The sequence below is a fragment of the Kocuria salina genome (genome assembly GCF_013368965.1).
Taxonomy (GTDB): domain Bacteria; phylum Actinomycetota; class Actinomycetes; order Actinomycetales; family Micrococcaceae; genus Kocuria; species Kocuria rosea.
Window position 1 is genome coordinate 1 of sequence record NZ_SSSF01000015.1, and the last position, 18,229, is coordinate 18,229.

Below are 18,229 nucleotides of genomic sequence, written 5' to 3' on the forward strand. Positions count from 1 at the left end.
GCCGCGGACTCGATGTTCACCCCCGCACGCCAGGACGCCTTCGTCGCTGCCCGGGCGGGAACCCGACGGGTCGATCTGCCCTCCGGGACCCATGACGCCCACCTGGACGCCCCCGGGGAGTGGATCACCGTGTTACGCCAGGCCCTGAGGGACATGTCTTGACGGCATCCCCCGTCCTGACCGGGGAAGCACCTCTCATCGCCTGTAGCGCCGGTGGCAGCAGGGGTGTGGTCAGGGGCGGCGTACGGCGGCCAGGTGGCACTCGGGGAAGCGGTGCAGCGGGTCAGGCCGGCTCATCGTGCGCCAGGCCTCGTCGAACCCGGCTCGGGCAAGCCGTGCGCTCATCTCCTGAGGATGCCAGCGCCAGGCCGGTGCCACCGCGTGATCGAACGGCACCACTGGCTGCTCGTCGCTGTCGGTGCTCTGGAAGGCCAGGAGCACCACGCCACCGGACGGCATGCGCCGCGCCCAGGAAGCGAGCACCCCGCCGATCAGGTGGGGATCGACGTGAATCAGGCTGAACCGAGCCAGGACACCCCGCAGCGGAACCAGCTGATCGGTCGACTCCGGTGAGGCGTTCAAATTTGCCTGACCGCGGCAGAACTCGACCTCGGGGTGAGAGCGCCGGGCGATGTCCAGCATGGCTTCGGACGGGTCGATGCCCACGACGGGGAGGTCGCGGTGGGCGAGGTCGGCGGTGACGTGCCCGGTCCCGCACCCGATGTCCGCCACGGTGCCCTCGCTGTGGAGCTGCAGGACCATGTCCGTGAAGGCAGCGACCGCATGCCGTTCCAACGGTGTCTGGAACGGGTCCGGGAAGGTGAGCTCGTACTGTTCGGCCAGTTCGTCGTAGCCGGGTTGGGTTCCCACGCCGGCCAGCCTCCCACACCGCGGCCCACCCGGGGCTTCGCCCGCCCTCGGGGTGGTGGATCGAGCACCTCCGGCAGGCTCGGAAGCACCCCGGTAGGTTCCGGCAGTCGTGCAACATATTCAGAAGCACAGCAGCCCCTGGACCCACAGAGGATGTGGTGCAGTTGGGGTTCCTGCTACGTTCCTCCGGGCCGCCCGACGAGCAGGGCAGTCCAGTTGACCTGACCGTGCATCAGTCCCGTGCCGAATCCAGGGTGATTCACGGCTCTGGTATGTCGAGGTCCTGCCTGGCTGTCGTGTGGGGGCCGGGCAGGGTCTGCGCTGGTTCCTTGCTGGTCGTGCACTCGGGCGCGGGTACGGAAGATGGCCGGAGCCATCGGGTGAGCGGGCTGAGGATGACCAGTGTCGTTGCGAGGCCGGCCAGAGCAAGCATGGCCCCGGGTAGCCCTGCGGCTTCGGACCAATAGCCGAAATAGACCGGACCGATCAGGAACCCGAGGTAGGCGATGGTGGTGAAAATTGAGGTCGCCGCGCCACGAGATCGTTCAGGTACGTGAGCGGCGAGAACGCTCAACAGGACCGGTAAAAGTACGGCGGTGCCGGCAGCCGCCAAACCTAGTCCGAGGAGGCCCACCGTCAGTGAGGTGGCCACACCGACCAGGGTGGTGCCGACCGCGGCGGTGAGTGAGCCGGAGGTCAGGACGGTGATCGGGTAGCGGGTGCTGAGTTCAGCGGTCGTCACCCGGGTGATAGCCACGACCGCGGCGAAAATCGCCGGCCCAAGGGCAGCTATCGCGGGGCCGGCCCCCAGCACATCTTGGTAGTACAGCGCACTCCAATTTTCATGACCGTTCTCTACGGCGAAAACGAGTGCGCCCAGCCCGCCGAGGGCCAACAGCAGGCGCATCATGGTCCAGTTCGTGGTCAAGGCCGCAGAGCCCGTTGCTGGGCCAGGAGGTGACACCACCGCAGGGGAGGCCCGGACCACGACGGTCGCCCCCAGTGTCGCGACGACGGCCAAGGCACCGTAGATCACGGGCAACGGCGCTCCGGCTCCGAGGGACACCCCGGTGCTGAGGCTGGTGGCGACCACGGCGGCGGAGAAGATGGCGTGGGCCCTGGAGATCACCGGGCGCCCGGTGGCCTGCTGGGCTGATCCGGCCAGGGCGTTGATCGCCACATCGGCGGCTCCCGAGGTGGCCCCTACAATCGCCAGCCCGATCGATAAGGTGAGCACATCCCGGGCGCTCACGGCAACGATGATCCCGGCGATTCCCAGAGCAACGAGCGTTACCGCCGCGGTGCGGTGTCCCCACCGATCCACCACACAACCTGCTACCAGCATGGCTGGCAGCGCCCCGGCCCCGATGAACAGCAACGCCGCCCCCAACCGCCCGTCACTGATCCCTGTCTGAGCGCGTACCGCTGGGATGGAGGCCCCCCAGGTACCCCAGAACGCGCCGAAGATGGCGAAGGCCAGATATGCCGCAACGTTGGACCGGGGATTCCAGCTCATGAAGTGTAACGATACACACGAGTGTGTGACGATACACAAGTAGGCTGGCGTCATGTCGAGTGAGAAGCGTCGGGTGACCATGGCGCAGGTGGCCCAAGCGGCCGGAGTGTCCCCGATGACGGTCTCCTACACCTACAACGAACCTGGTCGAGTCTCAGTCGAGGCTGTGGCCAAGGTGCGACAGGCCGCTGCGCAACTGGGTTATCCCGGTCCTCACCCCGGAGCGCGGTCATTGCGTCGCGGGCGGAGCGGGACACTGGGCGTCGTCCTGGGCGAGCATCTGACCTATGCCTTCGAAGACCCGCAGGCCACCCGGTTCCTGGCAGGGGTGGCCGATGTCTGCGCCGAGCACTCGATCGGACTGACCCTGGTGCCGATCACCGGGGACGGACAAGACGCCGCTCGCGTCACCCAAGCCGCTGTGGACGGCTTCGTGGTGTGGACCACGGCAGAAGACGACCCCGTGCTCGATGCGGTCGTGGCCACCAGGCTGCCTGCTGTCGTGCACGGCAATCCCTCCCGGCCCGGACTGCCCAGCATCGGCATTGACGATCAGGCGGCCGCCCGCGCCATCGGTCGTCTCGCCTTCACCGCAGCACAAAGTCCAGTGGTCCTCAGCTTTCCACTGGACCGGACCCGGCGCTCCCGCATCCTCACAGGACCGGATCCTCAGATGGCTACCTTCCCGGTCACCAGGCACCGACTGATGGGTTTCAAGCAGGCGTGGGAGGACACGGGCGGGAACTGGTCGCAGGTCCAGGTCGCCGTGTGCGCCACCAACACCGCCACCGAAGGCTCCGCAGCCATCACCGAGCTGATCGGCGCCAGCGACGGTCAAGAGATCGATGCGGTAGCCGCGATGAGCGACGAACTAGCCCTAGGTGCTCTACGTGCCCTTCACCAAGCCGGTGTGGCTGTCCCCGAACAGATCGCCATCACCGGCTGGGACGACACCGACGCTGCCGCCCCCATGGGACTGACCACCGTGCACCAAGACCTGCGTACCCAAGGAGCGCACTGCGCACAAATCGCACTCGGCCAATCCCCCGGTCCCGCGCCCACCATGTGGGAGGTCATTCCACGCCGCAGCACCCATACCACAACAACGCCGACACCTCCGGACGAAGATGCCCTCGGGGCAAGCGATGGAGAAATGAACCCGACCCAGTGAGGGCACCAAACTGATATCGACCCAGCCCGCCAAGGGAGAACAAACCTGCCCCACCCAGGGAAAGACGGGGCTGTTGCACCATCAAGCATCATCTGACCCGGCATGCCTCTGGAGCGGCCCGCAGAGGTGCGGCAGTTTCCCAAGATCACGACCAAAAAAGCTTTGCAGACACCGTCTTTACATCAAGCCGGCTACCGGCCATTTCCCATGAGAACGGCGTTGCAGTTGGGGTTCCTTGGGGGCGGTGCGGATGTGCTCTACTCGGGGGCATGAACGGAACGTCCCTGCCCGACATGCCCGACGGGGTGGACTTCCGGGCCCTGGCCGCCAGCTCGCCGTGGCGGTTCACCACGGTGCATTTCACCCACCGGAGGCAGGGCGACGGTGGGGCCACCGCCGCGGGCGGCCCAGTGGAGGCCTGGCTCGACCGATCCCGGCACCGGGTGGTCGTGCGCACCGCTGAGAGGGTCGAGGTCGCCGAGGGCGCGCCCTACGGCGGGGCCGGGAGCAGGACGGACTCTGAGTCATTTCCGCCCCAGGCCGGAGTGGAGCTGCGCCCGGACGGGCTGCTCGCCCAGCGGCCGGAGGACTGGCACCTCGACCACGGCGACCCGATGTGGCAGGACTACCGGTGGACGGCGATGCTCGACCCGGTGGAGCTGGACCAGGGCGTGGAGATCAGCGATGTCACCGCGACCGTACTGCGGGGGCGGGTGACTTGGGCGGCCACCTGCCGGCCGCTGGCCGGTCAGGGCGAGGACTGGGTGGGTGGTTACGTCCCACGCTGCGGGTGCTGCCCGTTGCTGGACAGCCCGGCCGCCCGGATCTACGAATACGGGCCCGAGGACCCGACCCTGACCGATGACCTGGCCACGGTGTACCAGGTGCACCTGGACGCGGGCACCGGCATCGTTGTGGACCTCACCCCGCTGGACGGCACCGAGGGCACCAGCCTCACCAACGAGATCCACACCGTCGACGAACCCCTCGACCCACCGCTGTGATCCAGTAGGGGTTGGGTCTGGGCGCCTCTACGGGAGCTCGGAAGAGCATCTGTGGTCTCTCTGGCACACAAGAGGGGATCGAGCAGAGCGGAACTGGCGTGTGAGGATACGACTACCTGCGCCATGAGCGGTAGCAGACCAGCAGAACGGAGCAAGCGCAGATGTCGTCGAATGGGATAGCCCGGTTGATCATCGGTGTGTTCGGCCTTCTGCTGATCGTGCTTACGGTCGTCGAGTCCCCGGACTTTGCCTGGTCTCTGGTCCCCATTGGCTTCATCATTCTGGCTCTGCTGTTTGCCCTGCCGGGGCGACGGCTCGCCTGGGGGTCGAAATCGCCGAAGACGCAGCGGGTGATCTACACGGCGGTCTTCGTGCTGGGGGCGATCCTGGCCATGCTTCTGCCCGAAGTCGTCCGGGGGGAAGGGGTGTCCTGGTCCATCCTTCCCGTCACGGTGATTGCTGCAGCGGTCATCGGAGCCATTAGCTGGTTCACCTACCGACCGCAGGGGCAAGAGTCCGAGGGCGGCGGGAGAAAGATTCGCTGACGCGGGAGTTGTCCAGCCTGTCCGGGTGGACACGGGCCCTTGCCGTGGAATAGCGCACGGAAGCCGAGCATCCACAGGTGCAGTTGGGGTTCCTATGCGACGGGGATGCTCCCGTTTCCCATAGGCGCGGGTGCGCGGGGACTTTCGCGTGTCGCCTCGCTTCCATGCGTGGGCATGATGCGCCGTACCGTGGACGTCATGACGATCCCCGCCCCTCATGCCGTGGGCAGGCATGCCACTCTGCCCGCGCTGCTTCTTCGCTGCCTGCTGGTCTCGGCCTGCGCCGGCGGCGCCTTCGGCGCTGTCACCGTGGCCTTGAACATGGCCTCGTGGGGGCCGCTGACCGGGGTGGCTGCGGTCGTTGGTGGTGCGGCCGGATGGGCGGGCGCAGGGTGGGGTTGGGCGTATGTGATCGGGCGTCGCTACGGCCGGTGGCCGGTCAGTGCCGCGGCGGCGGCAGTGTTTCTCTTGGCGGCGTCGGTGGCCTACTACAGCGTGGAAGCGGTCTGGAGCCTGGTGCGCCTGCGCACCATGGAGCCTCCGGCCTACCCCGTGCCGGGAGGCGATCTTGGCTACTTGGACGCGTCCTGGGTTGAGCTCATGGCTGGGGCCACGGGGGAGCTGGTGCTGTGGGGTACCGTCTCGGTGCTGGCTGGGGTGGTGCTGGGGGTCGTGACCTCAGCAGCCCGCCGGTCGGGAGTCATGGGACTGCTTTCCCGTCTCACCTTTCCCGTCGGGGTGCTGCTGTGGTCTGGTGTGCTGCTGCATTTTGAACTGGGGATCCAGCCGCGGCCTGCGGTGGTCACCGCCCACGTCCTGGCGGGGCTGATGGCCCTGGGCGCCGTGGTGATCCTGTTGCAACGTGAGCGGGCAGCCGCCCAGCACCGACAGACCATGCTCGAGACCTGATCAGGAGAACACTCTGCGCGGCTCACCCAATCCGGAATCGAGGCTAAGCAGTCGCTTCACAGATGGTCGGTTAGCGGCGGGCCGTGCTGCGGTAGGGGTTCCCATCTCGGGGCGGTGTGAGGACCCCGGAAGGTTTAGCGGCGGCCGCGGCCTCGGCCGCCTGAGCGGCGGCGGCTGGGCGGGGACGGCTGGTGTGTGCGCCCGGCGCGACGAGAGTGGTCAGCTGGCTCCGGGTCGAGCAGGTGCTCGGCGCCGGCCAGCAGCGTGGCGGCGGCCAGCAGCACCCCGCCGTCGTTGCCCAGCAGGAAATCCGAGTCCAGCACGAGCGTGGAGCGCTGGGCTGCCAGGTCGTTGGTGACTCCGACGGTGAACCCGGTGGCCGCCGCGGTCGCCGGGACGGTCTCGACGCGCTCCACCACGGTGACCTCCACCTCAGGCAGCTCCTGGCCGGTGAGTCGATATTCCTCCAGCACCTGCCGACCCAGGGTGAGCAGCGCGGAGATCAGCGTGTGCGGGCTGACCTGTGCGTCCTGCGGCACAGCGACCGCCAGGCTCGCGCGAGCACCGGTGGTGGTCATGCGGATCTGGGCGGCGACGGCGAAAGAGTCGACGACCGGAACGTTCTCGACGGCAGGGGAGGGCACGGCAACGCTCAAGGGAACTCCAGGGGAGAGTGGCGGGGACGAGGCCAGACTCTCACACGCCCCGCCACGGCACCCAGGACAGGGCGCGGCGGGGCGGGCACATGACGTGGACCAGATTCCGGAGGTGCTTCTCGGCAAGCTCCCGGGTCATCGTAGGGAGGTGAGGCCCGATGTGTTCTGACAGGCGTCCAAGCGTGAGCTTGACGACCTCCTGCAGTTGCGGTTGGGGTTCCTCGTCGATCGTGCGGCTTGACCAGTAGCTGGACCGGCCCGGGTGGTGGCATCCCTAGCATGGGGACATGCGCCTGCGAGAGACGGTCCCAGCCGACCTGGACATCCTCTTGAGCTGGGTGCCGTGCGAGGCGGACATGGTGCTCTGGTCCGGGCGCACCTTCACCTGGCCGCTGGATCGTGGGCAGCTGGAGAGCTACCTGCAGAATGACCAACGTCGGTACTGGACCGGGTTGGACCCGGAGTCGGGGAATCCGGTCGGTCACGCTTCCCTGCTCGTCGACGATGACGCGGCCATGATGCGGCTGGGTTGCATCCTCCTCGATCCGGCAGCTCGAGGGCGTGGTTTGGGGCGGGAGCTGATCAGCACGGCGGTGCGTACAGGCTTCGAAGCCACGGAGCTGCCGACCATGAAGCTGGGTGTGTACGCGCACAACGTCTCGGCTCGGCGCGTCTACGAGGACCTGGGGTTCCGGGAGACCGGCCGGGTGCGCAGCACCGAGGTGGACGGCCAGGCCTGGCACGCTGTGGAGATGGAGCGACAACGACCCTATTGAGTCGCTCGTGGATGCCGGCTCTTTCCCTAATCGTGGTTGGTTTCGATGGCCTGGCCGAGGCGGCGGGCGCCGTCGGGGAAGGCTGCGGGGTTGGGTCCGGCGTAGTTGAGGCGGATGTAGGGGCCGGTGGGTTCGGCGGGGAACCATTCGGTGCCGGCGGCGATGATGACTCCGTCCGCTTCGCAGTCGCGGATCAGGCGGGGGAGGTCGGTGTCGTCGGGCAGGCGTGCCCAGAGGTTCAGCCCGCCGGTGGGCACGTGCTCGATGTGGGCCTGCGGGGCGTGTTCGGTGAGGCTGGTCAGCAGCAAGTCCCTGCGTCCCTGGAGCTGGTGGCGGACTCCGCGCAGGTGGGTCTGCCACCCGGGGTGGGTGACGACGTCCAGGGCCGCGGCCTGCAGCAGCCCGGAGACGTAGATGGATTCGGCGGCGCGGTCGGCGAGGATGCGCTCGTGGGCGGGGCCGCGGGCGATGACCGCCCCGACACGGAGGGCGGGGGAGACGCTCTTGGTCAGAGACCGCAGGTAGACGACGTGCCCGGAGTCCTCCCGGGCGGCCAGGGGGGTGGGGGCGGTGGTGATGCCGAAGTCGTGGGCCCAGTCGTCCTCGATCAGGAAGGCCCCGTGCTCGGCCACCACCTGAAGCACCTGCTCGCCCACCGTCGGTGACCAGTGGGCGCCGGTGGGGTTGGCGTAGTGGGGTTGGGCGTAGAAAACCCGGGCGCCGGTCTCGGCGAAGGCCCGGGCGAGGTCGGCCGGGTCGGGCCCGGTGGGGCCGGTCGGGACCGGGACGATGCGCACCCCGGCCTGGGTGGCGGCCTGGATGGCCCCCCAGTAGGTGGGGGATTCCAGCAGCACCGGGTGTCCGGCCCCGGCCAGGGCGCGGAAGATCGAGCTCAGCCCGCTCTGGGTGCCCGGCAGCACGATCACATCCCGGGGTGTGGGCGGGCTGACCCCGTCGGGGGTGGAGGCGCGCAGTTCGTGGGCGAACCAGGACTGCAGCTCGGGCAGACCCGCGACCGGTGGGCGGGACAGGGCTGCTTCCGTGCGTGCGGCCCGGCTCAGCGCGGTCCGCACCAGCCGTTCGGGCAGCAGTTCCCGGTCGGGGTAGCCGGAGTGGAAGGCGATGACATCGTTGGGGGTGCTGCGCAGCGCGGTGGACACCGACCGGGCCGGGGCCTGGGGGGCCCGCAACGCTCCGGTCTGCCAGCTGTAGTCGGCCGGGCGGGTGGCACGGACCGCGCGCACGAAGGTCCCGACCCCGGGCCGGGTCTCGACCAGCCCCTGGGTGGCCAGGGCCCGCAGTGCTTTCTGCACGGTGACCGGGCTGGCCTGGTACTGGGCCACCAGTACCCGGGTGGAGGGCAGGCGCGCCCCCGGGGTCGCACCGGCGATCCACGCCCGGAGCCCCTCGAGAATCCGGGTGCTGTTATCGTTGTCCATGGAGGCCAAGAGTAGCGCTACTGTCGTTTTGTCCGAGCCGATATCCGCCCGACCCGTCACGGGGGTGTGGTGGGGGCTGCTGGGTGTCACCGCGTTCTCCTTCACGGTGCCTTTCACCCGGGTGGCGGTCGAGGGCCTGGACCCGTTGTTCATCGGCGCGGCCCGGGCGGTCGTGGCCGCGGTGCTGGCCGCCGCCGCGCTGGTGCTGACCCGTCAACGCCTCCCGCGCCGGTCCCAGTGGACGCGGCTGGCCGTGATCGCCGGCGGGGTCGTGGCCGGTTTCCCGTTGCTGACCTCCTACGCCCTGACCACCACCCCGGCCAGTCACGGTGCGGTGGTGATCGCCCTGCTGCCGGCCGCCACGGCGGTGATGGCCGTGCTGCGCACCCGTGAGCGCCCCGCCCGCGCGTTCTGGGTGATCACCGGGGTCGGGGCGGTCGTGGCGATCGTCTTCGCCTCGGTGTCCTCGGGCAGTCTCGGGCAGCTGCACGGGGCCGATGTGCTGCTGTTGGGGGCGGTCGCCGCCGCGGCCATCGGTTACGCCGAGGGCGGGCTGCTGGCCCGTGAGCTCGGCGCCTGGCAGACCATCTCCTGGGCCCTGGTGCTTGCCTTCCCGGTGATGGCGGCCCTGACCCTGGTCTCGGTGCTCCAGCAGCCCCCGGCCGGCACCCCGGTGCAGTGGGCGGCGTTTGCCTACCTCGGGGTGATCAGCATGTTCCTGGGCTTCTTCGCTTGGTACCGCGGCCTGGGGCTGGGCCCCATGGCCCAGGTCAGCCAGATCCAGCTCGCCCAACCAGTGCTGAGCATCCTCTGGGCCGGGCTGCTGCTCGGCGAGCACCTCACCGCCATCACGCTCATCGGGGGCCTGGCCGTCATCCTCTGCGCTGGCCTGGCCGTACGGGTGCGGCTGAACCCCGCCCCGCGCTCGTGACCTCGTGCCGTCGTTACCCCGGGCACCAAGTGCAGCAGGGGCTGCGGTGCGTCCCTGGTCACCGTGGCGAGGGGCGGCGGTGTCCTACCGTGGTGAGCATGATCAGTTCCCGGCTCGGCCCCGTAGAACAGGCTGTTCTTGAGGATGTGACGGCCTTGCACGAGCTTCGGCGCCTGATCGAGGACTGGCTGGGCGAACAGGGCATCGAGCAGTGGGGCCACGGCCATGTGAGCCGGCAGGACATCACCGAGCAGATCCAGGCTGGCCAGTGGTATCTGGTCCGAGATCCCGCCATGGGAGTTGCCGCGGCCGTACGGCTGCTGTGGGCCGATCCCGAGGTCTGGGGTACCGATGACACCCCGGCGGTCTATGTCCACGGACTGATGGTCCACCGCGGTGCGGCCGGCCGTGGCCTGGGGGCCTTCATCCTCGAGGAGGCTGCGGAGCGTGGCCGGGCTGAAGGAGCAGAGGTCATCCGGCTGGATTGCGTGGAGTCGAACACAGCTCTGCGCACCTTCTACCAGCAGCAGGGGTTCCAGAAGGTAGGCCGGCGGGACTTCGACGGGCCCTGGTACAGCGCCACCCTGCTGGAGAAGACCTTGCCGCCAGGACCACCGTCGGCATCCCTAGCAGAGCGCTCCATCGTCCATGGGCACGAGGGGCGCTCAACGGGCCGTTGACCCGGTCGGATTGTCCGCCTGCAGCGGGACGGTGGTGTGGCGCAGGAAGGTCTGCACCAGGGGTCCGGCTGCCACGGCCAAGATGAGGGTGCCCGCCCCCACGGTGCCGCCGAGAGACCAGCCGGTGACCAGCACGAGGGCTTCGATGCCGGTGCGCACCGTCCACAGTGGCTGGCCGGTGACCCGGACAGCCCCGGTCATCAGCCCGTCGCGGGGTCCGGCGCCGAAGCGAGCCCCGAGGTAGAGGGCGTCGCAGAAGGCGAACAGGACCAGTCCGAGGCTGTAGTGGGCCAGCTGCTCGGCCAGTGTGTCCGGGGCGGGCAGGAGGTGGGCGGCGGCATCGGCGGCGGCCCCGACCAGCAGCACGTTCAGGACGGTGCCGAGCCCGGGCAGTTCGCGCAGCGGAATCCAGAACACCAGCACGGCCAGCGCGATCAGGTTCGTGGCCATCCCGAAGGACAGCCCGGTGCGGTGGGCGAGGCCTTCGGCCAGCACATTCCAGCTCGAGGCCCCCAGCCCGGAGCCGATCAGCAGGGCCAGGGCGGTGCCGTACCCGATCAGCCCAGCCAGCAGCTGGATCAACCGACGGAGCTTGCACTCCGCCCGCAGCTGCTCGCCGGCGCTCATCCGCCGCGCCACCAGTGGTTGGTCGGTGAGTGGAGTGGTCGGGGATGCGGGCATGGGGGTCCTTCGGTGAGGAGTGGCGGTGTCGCTGCGGTTCTGGGCACGGTGTTCATCCTCGGGGGTGTCTGGACTTGAGAAAAAGGGCCAGAGCCCGGATCCTGGCCTGGTGCACACCACCGCCCCGACCCTGGACCGTCTGCTGGGGGACTGGGCGGCGGGGACCGGTCCGGCGCACCGGAAGCTCACCGAGCGGATCCGACTGCTGATCCTCGACGGGCGCCTGCCGCTGGGGACCACGGTGCCGGGGGAGCGGGATCTGGCCGCCCGGTTGGGGATCAGCCGCACCACGGTGGCCACCGCCTACACGACCCTGCGTGAGACCGGCTACCTCACCACCCGGCAGCGAACCCGCAGCACCACCACCGTCCCGCCCGGCCGCACGAGTACCGGCCACCACGCCACCGAGTTCGTGGACGGACAGCTGATCGACTTCTCCCACGCCTCCCCACCGGCCCCGGGGGCGGCCCTGCACCGGGCCTACACATGGGCGCTGGAGCAGCTGCCGCGGCACCTGCCCCGCCACGGCTACGCCCAGATCGGGTTGCCCGAGCTGCGGGCGGCGGTGGCGGCCCGGTACCGGGCCCGCGGGCTGGCCACGGACCCGGAGCAGATCCTGATCACCACCGGGGCCCAGCACGGGCTGCACCTGCTGGTGCGCACCCTGCTGCGCCCCCGGGCCCGGGTCGTGGTGGATCACCCCAGCTACCCGCACGCCCTGCACCTGCTGCGCACCACCCGGGCGCGGATCACCCCGGTGGCCCTGACCGACACCGGCTGGGACCTGCCCGCCCTCGCTACCGCCACGCACGGGGCGGACCTGGCGTATCTGCTGCCGGACTTCCACAACCCCACCGGGCTCTGCCTGGCCCCCACCGAGCGGGAACGGCTCCGGCTGGGGTGCCCCACCGTGGTAGACGAGACCATGGCCGAGCTCGCCCTCGACGTGGAGACACCCGTGCCCCTGGCCGCCTACCACCCAGGGGTGATCAGTGTCGGATCGGTGTCCAAGACCTTCTGGGGCGGGCTGCGCATCGGCTGGATCCGGGCCGACCCCGCCCTGATCCAGCGCCTGGCCCAGGCACGGGCCGACACCGACCTGGGCACCCCGGTGCTGGAACAACTGGCCTGCGTGGCGCTGCTGGGACAGATCGACACGATCCTCCCCACCCGGCTGGAGGAGCTGCGGCAGGGTCGCGCCCACCTGCTGTCCCTGCTCGGTGCGCACTTCCCGGACTGGACCGCCACGCCCGGGGTAGGCGGGCTGTCGGTGTGGGCCACGATGCCGCACCCGATCAGCTCCACCCTCGCTGCGCTGGCCCCGCAGCACGGTCTGCACCTGGCCGCCGGACCCCGCTTCGGGGTGGGCGGGGCCTTCGAACGCCACCTGCGCCTGCCCTACTCCCTGGACACCCCGGCCCGGGAGGCCGGCATGTACGCCCTGGCCGCCACCGTGCAGGCCGCCCGCTCAGGACACCGGGCCACCGACACCCGACCAGCCGGCCTGGCCTGAACACCACAGCTCTGCAGTAGGGGTTCCTCACCGGCCACGCTTTGGACAAGTCACGGCTGTCGACGACGGTCGATCACAGCCTTCGATGGTGCTGCCGGGTCCGGCCGTGCACCAGTGCCAGGGCGAGCCCAGGGGGACGGCTCATCGGGGGCGGAGGGCGGAGTCCTTTCGGGCTTCGAGCATGCCCAGGTAGCGCCAGGACCGCACCGCTCGGACGGTGAGGACCGCCTGGCCCACCGCCCAGATGATCGAGGGACCGGCCACCCAGGACAACGGCAGGACCACCGACCACATCAGTATTCCTGCCAGCGGGACCAGGGACTCCGTCGCCGCTTCGATCCGGCGGCAGGAGTCCGCGGCCGCGGCCACACGCAGTCTCGGGTCCTCAGGTAGCGCATGAGTGCGCAGACTGTGCCCCCGGGCCTCAGCCGCTACGAGTGCGCCGGACCAGGGCGCCCGTGGGCGCCGGTGCGCCCACCAGACCATCGCCAGTCGTGTTCCCGCGATGATGAGCACCCAGATCAGGATGAGCCACTCCGCGGTCGCGGTCGAGGTGTGCAGGATCATCCACCAGCTCAGTGCGATCCCGATCAGAGCCCACCCTGCTGAGACAGCCACCGCCGCGCCCAGTACACGAGTCCGGGCAGGGATCGCCCGGTCCGGGCGGACGAGCTCGACGGCCTTCATCACTCCAACCTAGCCAGATGACGCTGCTGACGGTGGCGCCCACGCCACCGTGTCCCGGTTGCTGACGTCGTTCAACAATCGGAGTCGGACGAACAGCCTTGTGAACCGCAGTGCCAGTCTCGAGACCCGGTCCGGGGCAACGGCGGTGCGGTAGGGGTTGGGGCTGTGGTCGTTCAGTTGCTGAGTCGGCCGCCGCGCTTGCCGGGGTAGTTCCTGATGCCGGCGCTCAGTCTGGGCGCACCATTTAGTGAAAGCTCAGTAGTGAAATCGCGAACATGACCGGAGGTTGGGTTCGAAGGCTATGTCGCAGGCTGCAATTCCATGTCGCCGTCGTACACCACCAGCTCTGTCTCGTGTTTGTCGAAGGTCACTCCCAACGATTTTGGCGATCCGTCATGATCTGCCCGGAACATCACCATTTCACGATCGTATTTTTCCCATGCCGACCACACCACCTCGTGGGAGACGTCCACCCCGTAGTACTCGCTGGCACGAGAGGCAACATCACGCAGCATGACGGACCGTGCGATCGTTTCCATGTCGACGAAAATGATGGAAGCAACCAGCAGCAGAAAACCCGACGTGATCACGACCGCGAGCTTCCCCGTTGAACTCGTCTTCCCGCCGGAACGTTTCACCGACGCATCCTGGCGGAGAAACCCGATCAGCACCACAACGGTCAACAGCACAATGCCGCCCAGCACCACCACGGCACCATAGTGGGCATCATTCGCCGCCACGTCGTAAGCGCCCACCAGGTCATCAACATCCATTGCACATTCCTACCATCCAAGCGCAGCGGCTATCGGGTTCCTCACCATCGAGGGGGTAGCTGTGCTCCGAAGCCCTTCCTGGGTGGCGGCCCTGAGCGGGGTCTTTGCGTATCTGCGCGGGTGCGCGACATACGGTGGGAAATATCGAGCGGAGAGGCGTGATCTGGTGAGACGAGCCCTGCACGTGCATCGGCTGAGCACTTATCTGGTGTTCCAAGCCCTCGCCCCGGTCCTGGCCCTGGGCTACGCCGCCGTCTTGTCGATGGACGGCACCGGCTGGTCGACCTGGTTGCTGAGCTGGGCGGTGCTGACCGGGATGGGGCTGGTGTGGACCCAGCTGGTGTGGGGCCCGTGCTGGCAGGCCAGCGCCGACTACGGGTTGAGCGCCGGGGTCCGCATCGGGCTGATGACCGTCGCCGGGGCGGCGCTGATGCTGCCCTTCCTGGTGCTGAACGTGGTGGTCGACCCCGTGTGGTTCCTCTACGTCCTCGTCCTCACTCCCTACGGATTGGTGGCTGGGTTGCTCGGTGGGGCCGTCCTGGCTATCCGGGACGCCGGCGCTGTCCCTGTTCTTCGCGGCCATGACACCACCGGCGCAGACCACCGCTAGGGAGACGGGTGCCTGCGCGGCCGCGGGCAGGCCCGGGCCCTCGACGGTCCAGAGGGCGTTGGTCCTTGGGCGCAGCCGACGCGCCATTGGGCGCCGTCGCAGGTGTGCACGCTGCAGTGACAAGTTCCGTTGACGTGGACCGGGTCTTACAGCCTGGCTTGCCGGATGGCCTCACGGTGGAGGCTTCGACCACGATGGGGGTATGGCAGATCGCGCACCAGTGCTGGAATTCCGCACCCGTTTCCCGGCTCGTCACCGCGTGATGCTGCGTCTGCTGGCAGTTGCCGTGACCATCGTTGGGCTGGTGCCCGTGATCGCCGGAAACGTGGGAATGGTCGGCGTGGTGGCCACAGCCGTGATTGCGGCTCCGTTCTGGTGGCTTGCGTTCTTTCAAACGGTCGTGGACCTGGAAGCGGAGGCCGTGGCGATCCGGTACGGCGGGATTTTCGGCCGCCGGGTCCCGTACGACCAGATCCTCGAGGTGCGGGAAAGCCCGACCAGGGGCTTTATCGCCGGGTGGAGTTCAGTGTCGATCTCAGGGATCACCGGGTACCTGGTCGGCGGTCCCACAGTGCGCATAGACACTAAACCGACGGCGGTGCTGGTCTCCACAGATCAACCGCGTCGACTGGTAGAAGAAATCCGACAGCGCATCGCAGGTTATTCGGGTGGCCGTGAACCCGAACCGCAGTCCTGAGGCCAGATATCAGTCAACGACGTTGCGGAAGGGGATTATCGTTTGCGGCCCCGACGACCGAGTTCGGAGTTGATGCCTTGGCCCCTCACGACGCGGTGGAACGCTCTTTTGCCATGCACAGCACCTGACCGTGTCGAGGTAGGCGGGCAGGGTGGTCAAGGACTGCTGGAAGGTGGTGGCCGGCGAAAGACCCAGCCGGTCACCGTCGAACCGCCCCCATGGTCGTTGTGCACGTGCACATACGATGAGATCAGGTATCAATGGCATTCAGGAGAACCCCGATGAGCAGCCACGACCCGAACCATCCGCACGCCGAGGGGCGGCCGCATCCGGGCTATGGCCAGCCGCCGGCCTACCACAGCGGTCACCAGGACTACGGTCAGCCCCCGGCAGGTCCATACGGTGACCACCAGCAGAACATGGGTCACTACGGCTCCCAGCCCGGGGTGCACGTCGGATTCGGCGAAGCGATCAAACGCTTCTACTCCAAGTACGCCCAGTTCTCCGGGCGCGCCAGCCGCTCCGAGTTCTGGTGGGTGGCCCTCTACGTGACCATCATTTCCACGGTCATCACCGTTCTCGATGCCACCGTCGGAACCAACACGTGGGGGGAGCCCAATGGGATCGGGAACCTGCTCTCGGTGGTGAACTGGATCTTCTCCTTGAGCCACCTCGTACCGAACCTCGCCCTGGGCGCCCGGCGCCTGCACGACACCAACCGCTCCGGGTGGTTGCAGCTGATCAGTCTCATCCCGATCGTGGGTGCGATCGTGCTGCTCGTGCTCTTCGCTTTGCCCCCGAAACCCGAAGGCGCACGCTTCGATGGCTGAGCAGACCTATCGCCTGCGGGCCGTGGACCCTTCCCCGGGTTCGGCGGCTCACAACCGTGTTAGTGCGACCCACGAGACGTAGTCCCTGCACCCGGTGATGTCTTGTGTGGCGGCGGATCAGCCCGTGCACGGCGGAACCTGTCAACCGTTTTGGGTCACGTCGTAGGTCGGGTTAGTGGGTCCGGTTCGGGTCGGTTGATCCAGGCGGTGCCGGGCAGGCTCGGGGGCTCAGGACGCTTGCGGACGAACCTCTCCGGGGCGGCCGCGTAGGCGGTGGCCAGGGTCGCCGCGCGGGCCGCCCGGACGGTGCCGGCGTGCCCGTGATGGACGTCGGACGGGGTGTGCATCCCGATCCCGGAATGGCGGTGGTCGTGGTTGTACCAGCGGTAGAAGGCCGCGCAGAACGCCCGGGCGTCCTCGAGGCAGCCGAACCGCTCGGGGAAGTCGGGGCGGTACTTCAGCGTCTTGAACTGGGCTTCGGAGAACGGGTTGTCATTGGAACAATGCGGGCGCGAGTGGGACTTGGTGACCCCGAGGTCGGCCAGTAGGAACGCCACCGGTTTGGAGGCCATCGACGAGCCCCTATCGGCGTGGATGGTCAGCTGATCACGGTCGATGTCCTGCTTGGCTATCGTGGCGGCGAGCAACCGCTCGGCCAGCTCCTTGGACTCCCGGGTGGCGAGCATCCACCCGACGGTGTAGCGGGAGTAGATGTCGATGATCGAGTACAGGTAGTAGTAGGTCCACTTCGCCGGGCCGGTCAGCTTGGTGATGTCCCACGACCAGCACTCGTTCGGGGCGTGGGCGACGAGTTCGGGCTTGACCCGCGGCGGATGGACAGCCTGCCGGCGCCTCTCCCGGACCTGCCCGTGGGTGTCACGCAGCAGCCGGTACATCGTGGACTCCGAGCACAGGTAGCGGCCCTCGTCGAGCAGGATCGCGTGCACTTCGGCCGGGGCCAGGTCCACGAACCGTTCCTCGTGAAGCACCGCCAGGACCTCGGCCCGCTCCGGGCCCGACAGCGCCCGTGGCTGCGGCCGGGGCTGTCGTGCTGGCCGTGCCGGGGCCGGTGACTTGCGGTGCCGGCGGTAGTGGGTCGCACGGGGGCGGCCCACCGCCGCGCAGGCGTCCTTGACGCCCACCACGGGGGTCAGCTCGGTGATCGCGGCGTCGGTCATCGCTCGCTGTCGTTGTCGCTGCTGTCGGTCGCGAGAGTATCCAACAGAGCCGAGAGTTTTCCCTGCACCTCGATCGCCGCCCACCGCTACCCAATCCGGGAGCTAGCCGCGCCGGCCCTGCGACGCCTAGCGGAAGCCACGGGCGAGAGCGCTTTTTTGTCAGCCCGCCGCGGGCTGGAGACAGTGTGCCTGGCCCGGGTCGAGGGCGCCTTCCCCATCCGGTCCCACGTCCTCTACGAAGGACTGCGGCTGCCGCTAGGCGTGGCCTCAGCAGGGTTGGCGATTCTGGCCCACCTCTCAGACGCCGATGTGGAACGGATTATCACCGCCACGGCGGATGTGCGTAGCATCTGGGGACACCGGCACACCCCCGAACGAATCCGGGAACTGATTACCGACGTGCGCCGACGTGGCTTCGCCGTGAACCCGGGGCTGATCGTGAAGGGAAGCTGGGGAATGGCAGCAGCAGTCTTCGACGCGACCGGGGCACCCGTCTACGCGCTGAGCCTCACAGGAGTCGAGTCCCGGTTCGGTGACGACCGTCAACAGCGCCTGGGCCGAGCCCTACTCGCAGAGGCCCACCGACTCTCCCAAGAATTAAGCCACCGCTGAAACCGAGAACGGTTCTGCCCTTCCCGCTTTACATATGGCCGGATACCGGCCACTTCCGCGAGATCGGCGTTGCAGTAGGGGTTCCTCATACAGGACATCCAGAGAGGCCGATGAGCGCGCCGTCGTGGAATATGCGCCCCGGAGGCGTATG

General features: G+C 68.5%; 19 protein-coding genes and 1 pseudogene. 12 read left to right on the forward strand and 8 right to left on the reverse strand.

Annotated elements, in window-relative coordinates:
• Positions 1-231: 231 nt before the first annotated feature.
• Both E7Z53_RS18225 and E7Z53_RS18230 read right to left on the reverse strand, forming a co-directional pair.
• Positions 232-870 (reverse strand): class I SAM-dependent methyltransferase, encoded by a 639-nt coding sequence (locus E7Z53_RS18225; RefSeq protein ID WP_176338524.1) that lies wholly within the window; start codon positions 868-870, stop codon positions 232-234.
• 259 nt (positions 871-1,129) lie between these two features.
• Positions 1,130-2,386, reverse strand: a complete 1,257-nt coding sequence (locus E7Z53_RS18230) for an MFS transporter (protein ID WP_176338525.1) — start codon at positions 2,384-2,386, stop codon at positions 1,130-1,132.
• Positions 2,387-2,438: 52 nt separating this feature from the next.
• Between E7Z53_RS18230 and E7Z53_RS18235 the strand changes: the two genes are divergently transcribed.
• The 4 genes from E7Z53_RS18235 to E7Z53_RS18250 all read left to right on the forward strand — a co-directional run bounded on the left by E7Z53_RS18235 (position 2,439) and on the right by E7Z53_RS18250 (position 6,015).
• On the forward strand, positions 2,439-3,557 hold the full coding sequence (locus tag E7Z53_RS18235) for a LacI family DNA-binding transcriptional regulator (RefSeq protein ID WP_176338526.1): 1,119 nt from the start codon (positions 2,439-2,441) through the stop codon (positions 3,555-3,557).
• 269 nt (positions 3,558-3,826) lie between these two features.
• The gene (locus tag E7Z53_RS18240; RefSeq protein WP_176338527.1) at positions 3,827-4,561 is read left to right on the forward strand and encodes a hypothetical protein; all 735 of its coding nucleotides are present in this window, start codon (positions 3,827-3,829) and stop codon (positions 4,559-4,561) included.
• Between the two features lie 185 nt (positions 4,562-4,746).
• Positions 4,747-5,106 carry a hypothetical protein gene (locus E7Z53_RS18245; RefSeq protein ID WP_176338528.1) on the forward strand — a complete coding sequence of 120 codons (360 nt, stop codon included), beginning with the start codon at positions 4,747-4,749 and terminating at the stop codon, positions 5,104-5,106.
• Between the two features lie 198 nt (positions 5,107-5,304).
• Positions 5,305-6,015, forward strand: coding sequence for a hypothetical protein (locus E7Z53_RS18250; protein ID WP_176338529.1), 711 nt, complete (start codon positions 5,305-5,307; stop codon positions 6,013-6,015).
• A 134-nt stretch (positions 6,016-6,149) separates the two neighbouring features.
• On the opposite strand, the gene E7Z53_RS18255 is transcribed toward E7Z53_RS18250, so the two are convergent.
• On the reverse strand, positions 6,150-6,671 hold the full coding sequence (locus tag E7Z53_RS18255; RefSeq protein WP_176338530.1) for a hypothetical protein: 522 nt from the start codon (positions 6,669-6,671) through the stop codon (positions 6,150-6,152).
• Between the two features lie 287 nt (positions 6,672-6,958).
• On the opposite strand from E7Z53_RS18255, the gene E7Z53_RS18260 reads away from it, so the two are divergent.
• Positions 6,959-7,447: a GNAT family N-acetyltransferase gene (locus E7Z53_RS18260; protein WP_176338531.1), complete on the forward strand. Its 489-nt coding sequence runs from the start codon at positions 6,959-6,961 to the stop codon at positions 7,445-7,447.
• 26 nt (positions 7,448-7,473) lie between these two features.
• Here E7Z53_RS18260 and E7Z53_RS18265 read toward each other — a convergent pair whose 3' ends face one another.
• A complete protein-coding gene (locus tag E7Z53_RS18265) occupies positions 7,474-8,886 on the reverse strand; it encodes an aminotransferase-like domain-containing protein (protein ID WP_176338532.1) in 1,413 nt (470 codons plus the stop codon).
• On the opposite strand from E7Z53_RS18265, the gene E7Z53_RS18270 reads away from it, so the two are divergent.
• Positions 8,885-9,817, forward strand: coding sequence for a DMT family transporter (locus E7Z53_RS18270; protein WP_176338533.1), 933 nt, complete (start codon positions 8,885-8,887; stop codon positions 9,815-9,817). The two genes, E7Z53_RS18265 and E7Z53_RS18270, sit on opposite strands and share 2 nt — an antisense overlap.
• A gap of 98 nt (positions 9,818-9,915) precedes the next feature.
• Positions 9,916-10,497: a GNAT family N-acetyltransferase gene (locus tag E7Z53_RS18275; protein WP_176338534.1), complete on the forward strand. Its 582-nt coding sequence runs from the start codon at positions 9,916-9,918 to the stop codon at positions 10,495-10,497.
• Here the strand turns inward: E7Z53_RS18275 and yczE are convergent.
• Positions 10,483-11,178, reverse strand: coding sequence for a membrane protein YczE (gene yczE / locus E7Z53_RS18280; RefSeq protein ID WP_255219683.1), 696 nt, complete (start codon positions 11,176-11,178; stop codon positions 10,483-10,485). The two genes, E7Z53_RS18275 and yczE, sit on opposite strands and share 15 nt — an antisense overlap.
• Before the next feature lie 109 nt (positions 11,179-11,287).
• Here yczE and yczR point away from each other — a divergent pair, with 109 nt between their 5' ends.
• Positions 11,288-12,691: a MocR-like transcription factor YczR gene (yczR, locus tag E7Z53_RS18285; RefSeq protein WP_217905948.1), complete on the forward strand. Its 1,404-nt coding sequence runs from the start codon at positions 11,288-11,290 to the stop codon at positions 12,689-12,691.
• Positions 12,692-12,832: 141 nt separating this feature from the next.
• On the opposite strand, the gene E7Z53_RS18290 is transcribed toward yczR, so the two are convergent.
• Both E7Z53_RS18290 and E7Z53_RS18295 read right to left on the reverse strand, forming a co-directional pair.
• A complete protein-coding gene (locus E7Z53_RS18290) occupies positions 12,833-13,378 on the reverse strand; it encodes a hypothetical protein (protein WP_176338536.1) in 546 nt (181 codons plus the stop codon).
• A gap of 299 nt (positions 13,379-13,677) precedes the next feature.
• On the reverse strand, positions 13,678-14,151 hold the full coding sequence (locus E7Z53_RS18295; RefSeq protein WP_176338537.1) for a hypothetical protein: 474 nt from the start codon (positions 14,149-14,151) through the stop codon (positions 13,678-13,680).
• Between the two features lie 166 nt (positions 14,152-14,317).
• Between E7Z53_RS18295 and E7Z53_RS18300 the strand changes: the two genes are divergently transcribed.
• From E7Z53_RS18300 to E7Z53_RS18310, 3 genes are all read left to right on the forward strand, one after another.
• Positions 14,318-14,761 carry a hypothetical protein gene (locus E7Z53_RS18300; protein ID WP_176338538.1) on the forward strand — a complete coding sequence of 148 codons (444 nt, stop codon included), beginning with the start codon at positions 14,318-14,320 and terminating at the stop codon, positions 14,759-14,761.
• 202 nt (positions 14,762-14,963) lie between these two features.
• Positions 14,964-15,458: a hypothetical protein gene (locus E7Z53_RS18305; protein WP_176338539.1), complete on the forward strand. Its 495-nt coding sequence runs from the start codon at positions 14,964-14,966 to the stop codon at positions 15,456-15,458.
• Positions 15,459-15,739: 281 nt separating this feature from the next.
• Positions 15,740-16,288, forward strand: a complete 549-nt coding sequence (locus E7Z53_RS18310) for a DUF805 domain-containing protein (RefSeq protein WP_217905949.1) — start codon at positions 15,740-15,742, stop codon at positions 16,286-16,288.
• A gap of 155 nt (positions 16,289-16,443) precedes the next feature.
• On the opposite strand, the gene E7Z53_RS18315 is transcribed toward E7Z53_RS18310, so the two are convergent.
• Positions 16,444-17,466: an IS3 family transposase gene (locus E7Z53_RS18315; protein ID WP_176338540.1), complete on the reverse strand. Its 1,023-nt coding sequence runs from the start codon at positions 17,464-17,466 to the stop codon at positions 16,444-16,446.
• A gap of 72 nt (positions 17,467-17,538) precedes the next feature.
• Here E7Z53_RS18315 and E7Z53_RS18320 point away from each other — a divergent pair.
• Positions 17,539-18,078, forward strand: a pseudogene (locus E7Z53_RS18320) (IclR family transcriptional regulator); the annotation flags it as partial.
• Positions 18,079-18,229: the final 151 nt, after the last annotated feature.